The organism is Gordonia sp. QH-12 (assembly GCF_001578675.1).
GTDB classification, from domain to species: Bacteria; Actinomycetota; Actinomycetes; order Mycobacteriales; family Mycobacteriaceae; genus Gordonia; species Gordonia sihwensis.
Window position 1 is genome coordinate 18,209 of record NZ_KQ969296.1, and the last position, 15,756, is coordinate 33,964.

At 68.7% G+C, this 15,756-nt stretch carries 17 protein-coding genes; 9 read left to right on the top strand and 8 right to left on the bottom strand.

Translation table 11 applies throughout. The features are described 5' to 3' along the window. The first annotated feature begins 13 nt into the window (after nucleotides 1-13). Nucleotides 14-850 (top strand): formate dehydrogenase accessory sulfurtransferase FdhD, encoded by an 837-nt coding sequence (gene fdhD / locus Y710_RS13620; protein WP_062367687.1) that lies wholly within the window; start codon nucleotides 14-16, stop codon nucleotides 848-850. 12 nt (nucleotides 851-862) lie between these two features. On the opposite strand, the gene Y710_RS13625 is transcribed toward fdhD, so the two are convergent. From Y710_RS13625 to Y710_RS13640, 3 genes are read right to left on the bottom strand one after another with little or no spacing between them, the layout of a single operon-like run. Continuing rightward, a complete protein-coding gene (locus tag Y710_RS13625; protein ID WP_062367688.1) occupies nucleotides 863-1,615 on the bottom strand; it encodes an amino acid ABC transporter ATP-binding protein in 753 nt (250 codons plus the stop codon). Continuing rightward, entirely contained in the window at nucleotides 1,612-2,901 is a 1,290-nt protein-coding gene (locus Y710_RS18555; protein WP_082781321.1) for an ABC transporter substrate-binding protein/permease, read from the bottom strand. Before Y710_RS18555 ends, Y710_RS13625 begins: the two co-directional genes overlap by 4 nt. A 25-nt stretch (nucleotides 2,902-2,926) precedes the next feature. Continuing rightward, entirely contained in the window at nucleotides 2,927-3,352 is a 426-nt protein-coding gene (locus tag Y710_RS13640) for an NUDIX hydrolase (RefSeq protein ID WP_062367723.1), read from the bottom strand. Between the two features lie 135 nt (nucleotides 3,353-3,487). Here Y710_RS13640 and Y710_RS13645 point away from each other — a divergent pair, with 135 nt between their 5' ends. Further along, nucleotides 3,488-5,062, top strand: a complete 1,575-nt coding sequence (locus Y710_RS13645) for an ATP-dependent DNA ligase (RefSeq protein ID WP_062367689.1) — start codon at nucleotides 3,488-3,490, stop codon at nucleotides 5,060-5,062. 3 nt (nucleotides 5,063-5,065) lie between these two features. Here Y710_RS13645 and Y710_RS18560 read toward each other — a convergent pair whose 3' ends face one another. Then, nucleotides 5,066-5,377 (bottom strand): hypothetical protein, encoded by a 312-nt coding sequence (locus Y710_RS18560; protein ID WP_039866854.1) that lies wholly within the window; start codon nucleotides 5,375-5,377, stop codon nucleotides 5,066-5,068. Further along, a complete protein-coding gene (locus Y710_RS13655) occupies nucleotides 5,374-6,147 on the bottom strand; it encodes a uracil-DNA glycosylase (RefSeq protein ID WP_062367690.1) in 774 nt (257 codons plus the stop codon). Before Y710_RS13655 ends, Y710_RS18560 begins: the two co-directional genes overlap by 4 nt. A 44-nt stretch (nucleotides 6,148-6,191) precedes the next feature. Between Y710_RS13655 and Y710_RS13660 the strand changes: the two genes are divergently transcribed. Next, complete coding sequence (locus Y710_RS13660) at nucleotides 6,192-7,322, top strand: alkaline phosphatase family protein (protein ID WP_062367691.1); 1,131 nt, start codon at nucleotides 6,192-6,194, stop codon at nucleotides 7,320-7,322. A 2-nt stretch (nucleotides 7,323-7,324) separates the two neighbouring features. Here the strand turns inward: Y710_RS13660 and Y710_RS13665 are convergent, their stop codons facing one another. Continuing rightward, complete coding sequence (locus tag Y710_RS13665) at nucleotides 7,325-7,858, bottom strand: hypothetical protein (RefSeq protein WP_062367692.1); 534 nt, start codon at nucleotides 7,856-7,858, stop codon at nucleotides 7,325-7,327. 127 nt (nucleotides 7,859-7,985) lie between these two features. Between Y710_RS13665 and Y710_RS13670 the strand changes: the two genes are divergently transcribed. From Y710_RS13670 to Y710_RS13680, 3 genes are all read left to right on the top strand, one after another. Next, complete coding sequence (locus tag Y710_RS13670) at nucleotides 7,986-8,492, top strand: M15 family metallopeptidase (RefSeq protein WP_082781327.1); 507 nt, start codon at nucleotides 7,986-7,988, stop codon at nucleotides 8,490-8,492. Between the two features lie 203 nt (nucleotides 8,493-8,695). Continuing rightward, nucleotides 8,696-9,307, top strand: a complete 612-nt coding sequence (locus tag Y710_RS13675) for a hypothetical protein (protein ID WP_045539458.1) — start codon at nucleotides 8,696-8,698, stop codon at nucleotides 9,305-9,307. Between the two features lie 26 nt (nucleotides 9,308-9,333). After that, nucleotides 9,334-10,329, top strand: a complete 996-nt coding sequence (locus Y710_RS13680; protein ID WP_006895103.1) for a glutathione S-transferase family protein — start codon at nucleotides 9,334-9,336, stop codon at nucleotides 10,327-10,329. A gap of 40 nt (nucleotides 10,330-10,369) precedes the next feature. Here the strand turns inward: Y710_RS13680 and Y710_RS13685 are convergent, their stop codons facing one another. Beyond that, complete coding sequence (locus Y710_RS13685; RefSeq protein ID WP_062367693.1) at nucleotides 10,370-11,872, bottom strand: MFS transporter; 1,503 nt, start codon at nucleotides 11,870-11,872, stop codon at nucleotides 10,370-10,372. 55 nt (nucleotides 11,873-11,927) lie between these two features. Between Y710_RS13685 and Y710_RS13690 the strand changes: the two genes are divergently transcribed. Continuing rightward, a complete protein-coding gene (locus tag Y710_RS13690; protein ID WP_082781323.1) occupies nucleotides 11,928-12,443 on the top strand; it encodes a MarR family winged helix-turn-helix transcriptional regulator in 516 nt (171 codons plus the stop codon). An 11-nt stretch (nucleotides 12,444-12,454) separates the two neighbouring features. Here Y710_RS13690 and Y710_RS13695 read toward each other — a convergent pair whose 3' ends face one another. After that, complete coding sequence (locus tag Y710_RS13695; RefSeq protein ID WP_045539445.1) at nucleotides 12,455-14,116, bottom strand: 2-isopropylmalate synthase; 1,662 nt, start codon at nucleotides 14,114-14,116, stop codon at nucleotides 12,455-12,457. 168 nt (nucleotides 14,117-14,284) lie between these two features. Here Y710_RS13695 and Y710_RS13700 point away from each other — a divergent pair, with 168 nt between their 5' ends. Beyond that, nucleotides 14,285-14,956 (top strand): FadR/GntR family transcriptional regulator, encoded by a 672-nt coding sequence (locus Y710_RS13700; RefSeq protein WP_062367694.1) that lies wholly within the window; start codon nucleotides 14,285-14,287, stop codon nucleotides 14,954-14,956. Beyond that, nucleotides 14,953-15,750, top strand: coding sequence for an ABC transporter ATP-binding protein (locus Y710_RS13705; RefSeq protein WP_062367695.1), 798 nt, complete (start codon nucleotides 14,953-14,955; stop codon nucleotides 15,748-15,750). The genes Y710_RS13700 and Y710_RS13705 overlap by 4 nt, the downstream gene beginning before the upstream one ends. The last annotated feature ends 6 nt before the right edge of the window (nucleotides 15,751-15,756 follow it).

Sequence of the window (15,756 nt, forward strand, 5' to 3'; positions counted from 1 at the left end):
TACCCTGGCGCAGGTGGGAAGGATTACCGCCCGATGGCCGGTGACGAAGGTGCGGATCGGACACGAGCCGCGGCGTCGTCCCGACCGACTCGCGGTGGAGGAACCACTCGAGATCCGGATCGGCGGACGGCCGCTGGCGGTGACGATGCGGACACCGGGCACCGACGTCGAACTCGCGGCGGGATTCCTCGTCTCCGAAGGGGTCATCACCCGTGCCGAGCAGTTCCGGGCCGCGATCCACTGCGGCGGGCCGGGCACCGGCGGCACGGAGAACACGTACAACGTGCTCGACATCGCACTCTCCGCGGACACCCCGCCGCCCGGACCGGCCACCGCGCGCGACTTCCTGACCACCAGCGCATGCGGAATCTGCGGCAAGACGAGCATCGACGCGGTGGAGACCTCGTCGGCGTTCGACCTGCGCGGAGACGAGACGACGGTGCGACCGTCGCTGCTCGTCGAACTGCCGGAACGTCTGCGCGCCGGACAGCGAGCCTTCGACAGCACCGGCGGACTGCACGCGGCGGCGCTGTTCGACGCCGAGTCGGGTGAGTTGCTGACCCTGCGAGAGGACGTCGGCAGGCACAACGCCGTCGACAAGGTGATCGGGTGGGCGCTGACACGAGACCGGCTGCCGCTGCGCGGAACCATTCTGCAGGTGTCGGGCCGGGCGAGCTTCGAACTGGTGCAGAAGGCGGTGATGGCCGGCATCCCGATGCTCACGGCGGTGTCGGCCCCGTCCTCGCTGGCCGCCGAACTCGCCGAGCGGTCGGGACTCACGCTCATCGGCTTTCTCCGCGGCGATTCGATGAACGTGTACACCGGCGCCGCTCGGGTGGCGCCGGCCTGACCGCTGCCGGATCTAGATCGGGTCGGTGAGACGACGCAGAAAGGCAGCTGTCCGCTCGTGCTCGGGAGCGGCGATGACCTGCTCCGGTGGACCGCGCTCCACGATCACGCCGCCGTCGACGAACAACACTTGGTCGGACACCTGGCGGGCGAACGAGATCTCATGCGTGACCACGACCATGGTCCAGTTCTGTGCCGCGAGGTCGCGGATCACCCGCAGGACCTCGCCGACCAGTTCCGGGTCGAGTGCCGACGTCGGCTCGTCGAGCAGCAGCACCTTCGGATTCATCGCGACGGCGCGCACGATCCCCACCCGCTGCTGCTGACCGCCGGACAGTTGAGCCGGGTAGTCGTCGGCCCGGTCGCCCAGGCCGACGCTGTCGAGCAACCGCCGCGCATCCGCGGTCGCGTCCGCCACCGGCCGTCGCTGCACCACCACCGGTCCCTCGATGACGTTCTCCAAGACCGTCTTGTGGGGGAACAGGTTGTGGTTCTGAAAGACGAATCCGCTCTGGCTCCGATAGCGGGCGATGTCGGACTTGGCGTAGTCGCCGGCGAAATCGATCGTCACGTCGGCCACCCGGATCACACCGGTGTCCGGTACGTCGAGCGCATTGAGCGACCGCAGAAGGGTGGTCTTGCCCGATCCGGAGGGGCCGATCACCGCGGTGACCGACCCGGAGTCGACGCTGAACTCGATGCCGCGCAGCACTTCGTTGTCACCGAAGGCCTTCGTCAGACCATCGACCTGGATGAGTGCGGTCATGTCGGGATGAACCTTCCGAGACGGGTCTCGAGGACGCCCTGCAGCATCGACAGCACGAGGCACACGATCCAGTAGTAGACCGCGGCGGTCATGTACAGGGCGAAGAACTCGAAGGTGGGCGCGGCGGCTATCTGCGCGACGCGCAGGAGCTCCGTCACCAGGATCGTTGAGGCGAGTGAGGTGTCCTTCACCAGTGAGATGAGCGTGTTCGACAGACCGGGAACCGCGATCCGCGCCGCTTGCGGGAGCACGATGCGGCGCATCGTGGTCGCGTAGTTCATGCCGATGGTCGCGGCGGCCTCGCGCTGGCCCTTGGGAACCGACATGATCGCGCTGCGGATGATCTCGGCGGCGTACCCGCCGACGTTGAGCGAGAAAGCGATCGCGGCGGCAGGCAGCGGCGGCACTTTGAATCCGAGCTCGGGCAGCGCGTAGAAGATGATGAACAGCTGGACCAACAGCGGGGTGCCCCGGATGATCGAGACGTAGATCCGCGCGAGTCGCGAGAGAATCGGGTTCTCCGCGAGCCGGGACTTCTCTGAGATCGCCGTGAGCGTGCCGTCGGCCCGCAGACGGTCGAGCGCGTGGTCGATCTTCGGTATCAGCGGACTGCCCTTGGCGGCGGCGAAGGCCTGGTCGCTCGTCTGCCCGGTCTTGGCCGAGATCTTGACCGACGAGTCGCCGGTCTCGGCGAAATACGCGTACACGGCGATGCTGTCGTTGACCGTCGCGTCGACCCGGCCCTGCCGAAGCAGTGTGATCGCCTGGGTGAAACCCTCGACGGTCTGCACCTGTGCACCCGCGTCGCGAGCGACTTGAGTCCAGTTGCTCGTCGCCGTCTGGGCGACGGTGCGGCCCCTCAGATCGTTCAACGACCGGATCGACGAGTCGTCCGCCCGTGTCACGACCAGCCCTTCGCCGACGGCGTACGGGCTGGACAACGCGTACTCGGCTCGCCGCTCCGGAGTGATCGTGACCTGATTGGCGACCACGTCGAATCGATCCGCGCCGAGTGCTGCGAACAGCGAGTCCCAGGGAGCCTCCACGAACTCGGCCCGCATGCCCATCTGATGCGCGACGGCCTCGGCCACGTCGACGTCGTAGCCGGAGAGTCGACCGGTCGCGGGGTCGTGGAAGCTGAACGGCGCATAGGTGCCCTCGGTTCCCACTCGGAGCATGCCTTCGCCGCTACGCCCACCGTCGGGACCGCCGCATCCGCCCACCACTGCCACTGCCGCGATCAGCACTGCCAGTAGCAGCGCCGGGGCTCGCGGTCGGAGGCTCATAGGGGGAGTAAACCCCGCCGGCCGATCAGCTGGGACCCTTTGGCGCCACCTGGTCCGAGGGTGGGATTCCGGCGGCACGCAGATGCGCGCGGAGCCGGCCGACGAGCGGTGCACGTTCGAGTTCGTCAGCGGTCATCCATCGTGCGTCCTCGGCGTCGTCGCCCGCGCGCAGCTCGCCGCCGATCACCGTCGCGGCGAAGTCGTGGATCTCGAAGGTCTCCGCGTCGCTGTAATCGATGATCGCGCACCAGAGTTCCCTACCGATCACCGCCTCGAGGCCGGTCTCCTCCCGGACCTCACGTGCGGCCGCCTCGGCGAGGGTCTCGCCGGCCTCGACATGTCCGCCCGGTACCGACCAACGTCCCTTCTCCGGTGCGTGACCGCGTTTGACCATCAGTATTCGTCCGCCGTCGTCGACGATGACCGCGCCCGCGGCCAGCACTGGATCCATCCTCACACCGTAGATCTCCGCGTGGTCGTGCGGATATCTCCGCGTCACAGCGGGTTGCTCGTCGCAACACCGGTCCGTTGTTCTGACGGTGCGCGACACCTCCGCGGGCGGGCGCGCCCCACTATCCTCGGTGGAGTGACCGCAAGTCGACAGCAACGCACAGGACTCGACGCCGTCGTGCAGACGGCCGCGGACGTGACCGCCACGAGGTCTCGCAACGCCAAGACACAGCGGATCGCCGATCTTCTCCGAGCGCTGTCGGCCGATGAGATTCCAGCGGCCGTCGGACTGTTGCTGGGCCGCCCGCGTCAAGGCCGGCTCGGAGTCGGGCGGCGTGCCGCTCATGCCGCTCGCACCGAACCGGCGGCGACCCCGTCGCTCACCGTGAGCGATGTGGACGCGGCGTTCACGACGCTGGCGAACACGCGCGGTCCCGGTGCGGTGCGCACCCGGGCGGAGGCGCTGCACGCCCTGATGTCGCGTGCGACCGCCGACGAACAGGACTATCTGATCCGGGTGCTCACCGCCGAGATGCGGACGGGTGCGCTCGAGAGCGTGGTCACCGATGCGGCCGCGATCGCGGCCGGTCTGCCGACCGCAGTGGTGCGCCGGGCGGCGATGCTCTCCGGGGACCTCGGTACCACTGTCCGTCAGGCGTGTGCGGGATCCGACCTCACCGCAGTCGGCCTCACGCCGGGAGTCCCGGTCTCGCCGATGCTCGCCTCCACGGCCGAGTCCGCGTCGGCCGCGGTCGCCGAAACGGGGGAGGCCTCCGTAGAGGCGAAACTCGACGGCGCCCGGATCCAGGTGCATCGCGTCGGCGGCGCGGTCACCGTCTACACGCGCAGTCTGGCCGACGTCACCTCCCGGGTCCCCGAACTCGCCGAACTGGTGTCCGAGTTCCCCGGCGGCGACCTGGTCCTGGACGGCGAGACACTCGCTCTCGATCCCTCGGGTGCGGCGCGGCCGTTTCAGGAGACGATGAGTCGCTTCGGCTCCGGCGGCGGCACCGCATTGTCGGCGTGGTTCTTCGATGTGCTCTACGCCCGCGGCGAGAGCCTGATCGACTCACCGCTGCGGCGTCGGCGGCGGGTGCTGGCCGAGATCGTCGGGGAGCGGATGATCCGCGGGATCGAGGTGACCGGTCCCTCCGCCTGCCACCTCGCCGAAGACTTCTTCGCCGCGGCGGTCGGCACCGGCGACGAGGGGGTCGTGGTCAAGTCGCTCGACTCGACGTACGCGGCCGGGCGCCGTGGCAGTCACTGGATCAAAGTGAAGCCCGTGCACACCTTCGATCTGGTCGTGCTCGCCGTCGAACAGGGATCGGGACGGCGGCGGGGGATGCTGTCGAACCTGCATCTGGGCGCGCGGGATCCGGCGGGGCGATTCGGTCCGCCCGGTGGATTCGTCATGGTGGGTAAGACCTTCAAGGGACTCACGGACGAGCTGCTGCGATGGCAGACCGCGCATTTTCCGACGATCGCCGTCGACACTGCGGGCCATGTCACCGCGCTGCGGCCGGAGACGGTGGTGGAGATCGCGATCGACGGCGTGCAGCGGTCATCGCGCTATCCGGGCGGGGTCGCCTTGCGGTTCGCGCGGGTGAAACGCTATCGCGTCGGGGCCGACGCCAAGCCCGCCGCCGAGGCGGACACGATCGACGCGCTGCGCGATCTGCTCGATTCGAGGGCGTCCGACGCGATGCGGTGACCGTCAGTGCGGCGTCACGACTCGGACCGGGAACAGCACGGTGCGCTCGACGACACGATCGCGCTCGGCGCTCCGGCTCGTCCGGCGCGGATCTGCGAGGTAGGCCTCCAGGGCCGCCTGATCGGGCAGACCGATCAGCTGCGTCTCGTCGGGAACGTCGGCGGTGCCGGAACCGAGCGCGCGAGCGAGAAGCACCCCGCCGTGATCGGGTAGCAGGGCGAGGACCTCGTCTTCATAGGCCGACAGATCGGCGGCGAGGCCGGGCCGGGCCCAGAGTTGACAGCACAGTTCGACGGGTTCGGGATCGGTGGTCATGTCCTCGACGTTATCGGTGCCGTCGAGCCCGGCGGCGTGGCTGCGGCCTTCGCGTCCAGCAAGACGGTTTCGAGCATCTCCGGCGTCAGCCGCCCGGTGAAGGTGTTCTGCTGGCTGACGTGGAAGCATCCGAGAACGGTGAGACGCCGGCCGTTCGGATGGTCGATCACCACGCGGACGCCGTGCCCGAACCGCGGCCGTGGACGCGGCACGATCCAACCGCCCTCGGAGAGGGACGACAGCAGCGCCTGCCAGCCGAATCCGCCGAGTGCGATCGCCACCCGGACGGTCGGTGCCAGCAGTTCCAGTTCCCGCGACAGGAATGGCGCACACCGGCGACGTTCATCGGGCGTCGGCTTGTTGGCCGGCGGAGCGCAGTGCACGGGCGACGTGATCCGGGTGTCGATGAGCCGCAGGCCGTCGTCGGCGGATACCGCACGCGGCGCTGACGCGAGTCCGACGGCGTGCAGTGCGGCGAACAGGAAATCGCCGCTGCGGTCGCCGGTGAACATCCGGCCGGTGCGATTGGCGCCGTGCGCGGCCGGAGCCAGCCCGACGACGAGGATCCGTGCGTCGTCCGGTCCGAAACCGGGAACGGCGCGACCCCAGTACGTCTGGTCGCGAAAGGCCGCGCGTTTGACGGTGGCGACCTCTTCGCGCCAGGCGACGAGCCGCGGACAGGCCCGGCACTGTGCGACCAGATCGTCCAACGCGGTCAACGTGCGGGCACTGGCCGCCCGATCGGGCGCGGATTCGGGGCGCGGCGCCATGGACTCCACCGTAGTCGGGAACCGCGCCCGGCATAGTGGGAGCCATGCGTCATACCCTCGCCGACATCCTGCCCGCGGTGTCCGCCGCATTCGACGGCGCCGAGACCGAGGGGCTCGAGGTGGCCCCGGCTCGTGACATCGCCGTCCTCCTGATCGACGGACTGGGAGCCGAACTCCTGCGGCGGCACGGCGACGTGGCACCGACTCTGACGGCGCACCTGCGGACCACGTTGGCAGCCGGGTTCCCCGCGACGACGGCCTCGAGCATCTCGAGTCTGGCGATCGGAGCACCCTGTGCCACACACGGGATCATCGGATACAGTTTCGCGCTGCCCTCCGCCGCCGGACCGGAGAACTTCAACGCGCTGCGCTGGCGGACCGGCAGCGCCGAAGGGCCGGATGCGAGAACCACCCATGTGCCGGAAGACGTTCAGCCCGTGGAGAGTTCGGTGCAGCGGCTGGCTCGGAGCGGTGTCGAGGTCCACTACGTGGTGCCGGGCTATCAGATGCGTTCGGGGTTGACGCGGGCGGCGTTCCGAACGGCCGGACGACTCCACCCGGCGTCAGATCTCGACTCCGTGCGCGACGGACTCCTCGATTTCGCCCGGCACACCGATCGCGGGCGCCGATTCGCCTACGCCTACTTCCCGGACCTCGACATGCACGGGCACGTCGCCGGGCCGGAGTCGGCGCAGTGGCGCGCCGTGCTCGGCGCGGTCGACGCAATGGTCGCACAGCTGATCGACGACCTGCCCCCGACGTGCACCCTGCTGATCACCGGCGATCACGGCATGATTCGTGCGGGGGCGGCCATCGACCTCGAGGCGGATCCCGAACTGCGCCGCGATGTCCGCCTGGTCTCCGGCGAAGCCCGAGTGCGGCACGTCTACTCCGACCATCCGGACGCCGTGCGTGACGTGGCCGATCGATGGACCGGGGCACTCGGCGAGCACGCCCGCATCGTCACTCGCGAGCAGGCGCTCGACGAACACTGGTTCGGTCCCACGCCTCCGGTGCCGACGATCGAGTCCCGGATCGGTGACGTTCTGGCGGTGGCGCGAGGAACGAGCGTCCTCGTCTGTCCCACCGCTGAGCCCATGGAGTCGACGATGGCCGGTCATCACGGTGCCTGGACCGACGATGAACAACTGGTGCCGCTGATCTCGAATCGGTGAGATCAGTCGGAGTAGCGGTGCGACCAGCCGATCGCGCGGAGCTCGCCGACCGGTCCGGTGACGGTGGTGATCGACTGATACTTCGGGGTGGGCGGTCGTCCGCGCGACTTGCGGGTCATCGGGACCACCAAGCCCTGAGGCGTTCCGTTTCGACTCCAGTCCTCGCTCACCAGGAATGATTCGGGAAGCCGGTCGCCGAGGAAGGCGTAGCGGGCGCTGCCGCGCTTGCCTTCGGTGGGACGATGCAACCGCTGCATGATCATCGTCCGGCTGTGCGCCCCCGGCTCGCGGATGAACCTCACGCGCTCGTACACCGGGACACCCATCGAGAACAGCGCGCCGTACGGAGCACTGGCGACGTCGTGCGGTGTGAGGGCCGAGGCGGCGGCGGGCGCCGCCGACGCCTCGGCCGGATGGACGGCTGCCGCCGCGCCGACCGCCAGGACGGCGGTGACCGCGGCGACACGGCGGCGTCCGCTGACGGGGCGGCGAGTGAAGGAACGACGATCACGGGCCTGGCGCGGCGAACCTGTCATCGGTCAACCGTCGCAGCTGCCGGGTTCGAGGGCAAGTACCCCGATACGCACGCTGATCGGCGTGTCGGCCGGTCCGTCGGAGGTCGACGTCTCGCATGCCGACCGGGTCCGTAGTAGGTTCGACCCCGTGATCCGAGTGCGAGTGACCGCTGCTGCGGCGGCCCTGGCGATCGCCGCATCCGCGGCGGTCGCGCCGGCCGCCCATGCCGATCCGGCGACGGCCCGGGCGAACTTCCTCGGCGTGTCGTTGGCCCCCGGCACCGCCGGACTCACGCCGCAGTTGGCGATCGCCTACACGCTCGCGCACCGTGAGGCGCGTGCCTCCGGGGTGGCGCTGTCGGTGACGTCCGGAAAGCGCTCGCGCGCGGAGCAGGCGGCACTGTGGCGGCAGGGCATCGCCGACTACGGCAGTGCCGCCGCCGCGCGCCGCTGGGTACTGCCGCCCGATGAGTCGACCCACGTCACGGGCGAGGCCGTCGATGTGGGACCGCGGTCGGGCGCGCGTTGGCTGCAGGCCAACGGCATCCGCTGGGGCCTGTGCCGGGTGTACGACAACGAGTGGTGGCACTTCGAACTGGCGGCGCTGCCCGGAACGGCGTGCCCGCCCAGGCTCCCCGACGCAGCGAGCCGCTGACCTGGTCTCGTCGGCCGCCGTGCCATGTGCGTGCACACGTGGACGGTTGCGGCTACGAACCTCTGGCCCAATAGGGAAGGATGAATGCCGTGTCGGAGAACCCAGACCACGAGAACGCCGTCCCTGAACCGTCCGAGGCGGGCGAACTGGACGACCGCGTCGTCGATGCCGACGCGGCCGATGTCGTCGAAGCCGTCGAATCGATGGAGGCCGCGCTCGGCGCCGGCGGGACCGACGATGGGTCCGCGGCGGACGTCGAGCCCGCATACCTGTCGTACGAGGAGTTCGGTCGACGGTTCTTCGAGCTCGCCGTCACCGAGGAACGGATCGGCAGCGCGTTCACCTCGATCGCGGGCGAGGAGTTCGAGGTCGGCCCGATCGGGTCGGGACCGGCAGGAGTGGTGAAAGTGCGGGCGATGGTGCGCGTCGCCGAACCGGAGATCGTCCGTGATCTCGGGCAGCTGATCACCTTCACGGTCAAGCTGCCGCTGCACATCGCGTTGACGGTGGATCTCAAGGTCGACCGCATCCGGTACGACGTCGACGGTCTGGTGACACTGCCGCTGACGGTCCGGTGCGCGGCGCCGCTGCAGGTGCGGATAGAGGTGGACCCACCGCGACCGCGCGACGTGTTCGTCGACGTCAGCTCGCGGAACGTCCGGGGCGAGATCATTCGCAATCTGGCTCAGGTGGACGACGAGATCCGCAGGGTCATCGCGAAGTTCGTGGAGACCGAGATCGACAAGCCGGCCATCCGCAAGGCCCGGTTCATCGACGTCGACGCCGAACTCGGCCGCGCGTTCGAAAGCATGTGACGCCTGTTCGGTGCCATGCTGGATAGATGACTGAGAACCGCCCGGGAGATCACGAGAAGTACGTCAAGGCAGATCAGCCGTACGAACGAGACACCAGGTACATCGAGACCCGGATCACGCGCGACGGCGCCGACGGCTACCCGGTGGAGGCCGGGCGCTACCGGCTCGTCGTCTCATACGCCTGTCCGTGGGCGAACCGGTCGATCATCGTGCGCCGGCTGCTCGGTCTCGAAGACGCGATTTCAATGGGTGTGTGCGGTCCGACGCACGACTGGCGGTCGTGGACCTTCGACCTCGATCCGGGCGGGGTGGATCCGGTGCTGGGCATACCGCGGCTGCAGGACGCGTACTTCCGGCGGATCCCCGGCTATGAGAAGGGCATCACCGTCCCGGCAGTCGTCGATGTCCCGAGCGGAGCGGTGGTCACCAACGACTTCCCGCAGATCACTCTCGACTTCGAGACCGAGTGGGTCGACTTCCACCGGGACGGGGCGCCCCGGCTGTACCCCGAGGACCTTCGCCGCGAGATCGACGAGGTGAACGCGGTGGTCTACCGTGACGTGAACAACGGCGTGTACCGGTGCGGCTTCGCCGGCTCACAGGAAGCCTACGACGACGCCTACGACCAACTCTTCTCCCGGCTCGACTGGCTCACCGAACGGCTGCGCACCCAGCGATACCTGGTCGGAGACACCATCACCGAGGCGGATGTGCGACTGTTCACGACGCTCGCGCGGTTCGACCCGGTGTATCACGGCCACTTCAAGTGCAATCGCGAGAAGCTCTCCGAGATGCCGGTGCTCTGGGCATACGCGCGCGATCTCTATCAGACTCCCGGCTTCGGTGACTGCACGAACTTCGACCACATCAAACGGCACTACTACCAGGTGCATCGCGACATCAACCCCTCCGGGATCGTGCCGAAGGGTCCGGATCTGTCGAACTGGGCCGAACCGCACGGCAGGGAGGCGCTCGGTGGCCGACCCTTCGGAGACGGAACACCGCCCGCCCCGCTCGGTTGAACGGGACGGGCGGTGTCGTCGAGGGGTGAACGCCAATCCCTCAGGCCACCGCCAGCTCCGCTGAGCGCGCCCGGGCGCGCGGAATCGCCAGCGTGATGAGCACACCGACGAAGGCCGCGGCCGCCCCGATGAGGAAGCACCAGCGGAAGGCGGAGTGCGTCGGAACCTGGTGACCGCCACCGAGATCGATGGTCGACGCAGCCAGAACCACCGCCATCACCGCCGACGACAGGGTGGTGCCGACCGACCTCATCAGGCCGTTGAGTCCCACCGCCGCCCCGGCCTCGGTGATCGGCACCGCGCCCATGATGAGCGTGGGCATCGCCGCGTAGCCGATGCCCACGCCGGCCGAGCCGATCACCGAAGCCACGGCGAGCTGCCAGGGAGCGTTCATCAGGAAGTACGCGGTGAGGTAGCCGACACAGAGGACCGCGCCGCCGATCGCGAGCGTGAGCTTCGGGCCGAGACGGTTGATGAGCATGCCGGAGATCGGGGCGAAGAGCATCATCATGATGCCGCCCGGAGCCATCCACAGACCGGTCTGCAAGATGGTCTGCCCGAAGCCGCCGACCGAATCCGGCACCTCGAGCATCGTCGGAACCACGATCGCCTGCGCCATCATGCCGAATCCGATGGCGATCGCCGCCAGATTCGTCAGCAGCACCGTCGGCTTGGCGGTCGTGCGCAGATCGACCAACGGATCACTGTGCCGCAACTCGAACATCGCCCACGCCAGGAGCACGACCACGCCGGCGGCGAGGAAGCCGAGGGTGGCGCCGGACGCCCAGCCCCAGTCCTTACCCTTCGAGATGGCGATGAGGACGCTGCACAGACCGGCCGCCATTCCGACTGCGCCGACTACGTCCAGTCGTCCACCGGCACTGTCGGCGACGTTCGGCACGATGACTACGACCAGGACGGTGATCAGCAATGCCAGTCCCGCCGAAGCCCAGAACAGCGCCCGCCAGTCCCAGGTCTGCGCGACCCAGGCCGACACCGGAAGTCCGATGGCGCCGCCGACGCCGAGCGTGGCGCTCATCGCGGCCACCGCCATCGAGGTCAGACGCGGCGGCGTCACCTCCCGCATCAGGCTGATGCCGACCGGGATGAAGCCCATCGACATGCCTTGGACGGCGCGTCCGATCAGCATCGGAACGAGTGTGCCGCCGATGGCGCAGATCAGCGAGCCGACGACGAGTAGCAGCGCGCTGGCGAGAATCACGCGCTGCTTGCCGTACATGTCGCCGAGGCGCCCCGCGATCGGCATAGCCACGGCGCCGCCGAGCAGCGTGGCGGTGATCACCCACGACGCGTTCGAGATGGACGTGTGCAGCAGTTGCGGTAGTTCGGGCTGAACCGGGATGATCAGCGTCTGCATCAGGGATGCGACCAGACCGCCCAGACAGAGGGTGATGACGATACCGAGTGCACCGCAGTCGCCTGCGGTTTCGTCCGACGCTGCGGCGGCAGGGGCGTCGGCCGGCGCGGGCGCGGGGTTCACATCGTCGGCGGTCGGATCCGCCGTACCGGAGGGGGAGGACATTCAGAGGCCTTCGTTTCAGTGCGGAGCATGCGAGAACAACCTATGTAAGGTACATATGCGTCGTGCACACCCCAAACTCGGGGCTGTGTGCGGTCCAGTCGAGAACGAGGTGAGAACGGTAGACGGAGGCGAGCCCACCTGGCCGTCCCAGGTGCATCGGGACCTGGTCGAAGAACTCCTGCGGTTGCGTCGCAGACGTGACGAGGTCGACCCGAAGGCGATTCTGGACGCATCCGCGTTTCATATCCTCTGGCTGCTGTCGGACGGCCGCGCGCGGACTCTGCGTGAACTGAGCCACGATCTCGCGCTGGAGCAGTCGACGGTGAACCGGCAGGTCAACGCGGCGATCAAGCGCGGATACGTCGAGCGCTTCCCCGTCGACGGGCAGGTCAGTCGGATGCACCGGCCCACCGCGGCGGGGATGGAGGCGCTCGAACACGACGGTAGACGACGTGCCGATCGGCTCAATCGCGTCTTCGCCGATCTCGCTCCCGGCGATCCCGCGATTCTGCTCGCTCAGCTGCGGGCGTTCAACGACGCGTTCGAGCGCCAGGGTGTCGACGCGGACTGACGCAGGGCCGCTCAGTGCCTGCGGGCGGCGGCCGACGCCGCCCGATCGGCCTCGTCCTCCGACGCCCCGATGCCTGCCGACCAGCCGCAGTCGTCCCCGCGCCGCCACTCCAGAACGGTCAGGAAGCGTCCGCGTTCCGGCGCCGTGATCGCGCTCCGGTGACGGCTCAGAGGTTCGATGGCGTCCGCGCGCGCTGAGGTGCTGTCCGCGGCGCCGTCTGCGGGCATGTACTCCGCGCAGAACAGCGTCCAGAGCGTCTCCGCGTCGACTTCGCGGCCCTCGGTGTCCGTGTGCCGTTGCACGACGCGTGCGAAGTCGATCTGAAGGCGGCGTGGCAACTCGACGCCGAACTCGGCTGCCAGCAGATACGCGATACCGCCCTTGCCGGATTGCGAGTTGACCCGGATCACCTCATCGTACGTGCGGCCCAGGTCGGCCGGGTCGACCGGCAGATAGGGCACGTCCCACGGCATCTCCGATTCGGCGTGACCGGCATGGGCGGACCGGCGTCGGTGGTCGGCGAATCCCTTGGCGATGGCGTCTTGATGAGTGCCGCTGAATGCCGTGTGCACCAGGTCGCCGACGTACGGGTGGCGTGCATGGATCTCGATCTGGTTGGCCTCCTCGACGACTCGGCGGATCTCGTCGATGTCCGAGAAGTCGATCATCGGGTCGACGCCCTGTGCGTGGAGATTGAGGGCCAAGGTGGCGATGTCGACGTTGCCGGTCCGTTCGCCGTTGCCGAACAGGCATCCCTCGACGCGTTCGGCGCCGGCCAGCACCGCCAGTTCCGCGCACGCGATTCCGGTGCCGCGGTCGTTGTGCGGGTGCACCGACAGGATCACCGATTCCCGACGCTCGAGGTTCAGGTGCATGTACTCGATCTGGTCGGCGTAGACGTTCGGCGTCGCGATCTCCACGGTCGCAGGCAGATTCAGGATCACCGGACGATCAGGAGCGGCGTCCCACAGCCGCGTCATCGCGTTGCAGACGTCGAGCGCGAAATCCGGCTCGGTGAGGTTGAAGACCTCGGGGGAGAACTCGAAACGGACGTTCGGCAGGTCGCCGGCGAATTCCAACACGTCCCGGCCGCCGCCCAGAACGGTCTCGAGCAGCTCCGACCGCGACTGTCTCAACACGATGTCGCGCCAGACGGGTGCCGTGGCGGTGTACATGTGCACCACCACGGGATTGTCGATCCCGCGGATGGACTCCACGGTCCGCTCGATCAGATCCCGTCGCGCCGGAGTGAAGACGACCACCGTCACGTCGTCGGGGGCCAGATCGGTCTCCGCGATCTGCCGGACGAAATCGAAGTCGGTGGCCGACGCCGAGGGATAGCCGACTTCGATCTCCTTGTAGCCCATGGCGACGAGCAATTCGAACAGCCGGCGCTTGCGTGCCGGGTTCATGGGTTCCGGCAGTGCCTGGTTGCCGTCGCGCAGGTCTACCGGAACCCACAGCGGCGCGGACGTGAGGCGAGCCTCGGGCCACCGGCGCGTCGTCAGCGGAACCTCGACGCGACGGTACACGTCGCGGTACCGGTGCGAGGGCATCTGGGATCGCCGCTGGCGGTTCCATGAGGGTGACTGGTCGGGTATCGGCCCGGCAGGGGTGCTGATGGAGCCGAAGGCGTCGGGCCGGGACGCGGGGGATTCGGATTCGGTGAACATGGGATCTCGCTTTCGCAGAAGTCGGGTGCAGACCGGCGTCGGGGCCCACGGGGAGTCGCCGGTCTGCGGATCAGGACTCTCCGTGGCTGATGAGTCGGAGGGAAGCGAGGTTCTGCATGGCGCTAGAATCTAACACAACTCATCAGACAAGTAGAGGAGTGAGTGGTCATGCCCGCACAGGTGCGGCGAACGCCGCTGGCCGATCAGGCCGCCGAGGTACTACTCGAGCGCATTCGCGCCGGGGAGTGGACACTGGGCCAGAAGCTTCCCGGCGAGAGCACGCTGGCGGTCCAGCTGGGGGTCGGCCGATCCACCGTGCGGGAGGCGGTGCGCCAGCTGGCAGGGCGCGGCGTCCTCTCGTCACGCCAGGGCGCCGGCGTCTTCGTCGCCGCAGTCGACGTGCCGGAGAACTGGGACGACGTCCTTCGCAGGGCGGACGTCGTCGCAGTGCTGGAGGCGCGCACCGCGATCGAGACCGAAGCCGCCGCGCTGGCGGCACGGCGCCGCACTCCGGCGCAGCTGCGCGCCATGCGTGCGGCGCTCGAGAAGCGCGAACAGAGCCGGAGCGGAATCGAGGACCACGTCGCGGCCGACATCGACTTCCATCGGGCGGTGGTCTCCGCCGCCGGGAACCCGGTGTTGACCGAACTGTTCGACGCGATGACCCCGCGGGTGCGCGTCGCGATGGTCGACTTGCTGCGGATCCGTCGAGAGTTCGACACCGACATCGACCACCGCGCCCACGCCGACATCGTCGACGCCGTGGCGGCGAGGCGACCTGCCGACGCCGCAACCGCGGCACGCACCCATCTGGACGGACTCAAGGAGGCACTCGCGTGACACGCGCACAACAGGTTCTGCGGCTCGACGCCGTCACCTTCCGCCGCAACGGCCGGCAGATCCTGCACGGCATCGACTTCACCGTGCATGCGGGAGAGCACTGGGCGCTGCTCGGCCCGAACGGAGCGGGCAAGACCACCATCGTCGGGTTCTGCGCTGCTCAGACGCACCCGACGACGGGCACCGTCGACGTCTTGGGTAAGCGCCTCGGTCGCGTCGACACCGCCGAACTGCGCCGCCACATCGGCCACGTGAACCCGCGTCATCGGCTGCAGACCGGACTCACCGTGACCGAGGTCGTCCTCACCGGCGTCACCGGAACCATCGATCTGCCGATGCGATGGGTGCCCTCCGCGCAGGACCGGGCCAGGGCCGCCGCCCTCATCGACGACGTTGGAATGAGCGCGCGTGCCGACTCCGATTGGCTCACCCTGTCGCAGGGCGAACGGGGACGGGCGCTGATCGCGCGCGCACTGATCAGCGATCCCGAACTCCTGCTGCTCGACGAGCCGACCACCGGCCTCGACGTCGCCGCCAGGGAACAACTCCTCGAAACCGTCGACGCACTCGCGGTGTCCGCGCCCGAGGTGGCCTCTGTGCTGGTCACCCACCACCTGGAGGAGCTGCCCGAGACCACCAGCCACGCACTCGTGATCCGCGACGGCGCGGTGGTGGCCTCCGGAACGGCGGCTCAGACGGTCACGTCGGAGGTCATCAGCCGGGCCTTCGACCATCGGATCGCCGTCGACCACGCCCAGGGTCGGTGGAGCGCCCGGGCCGTGAGGGAACGCTGAACGAGC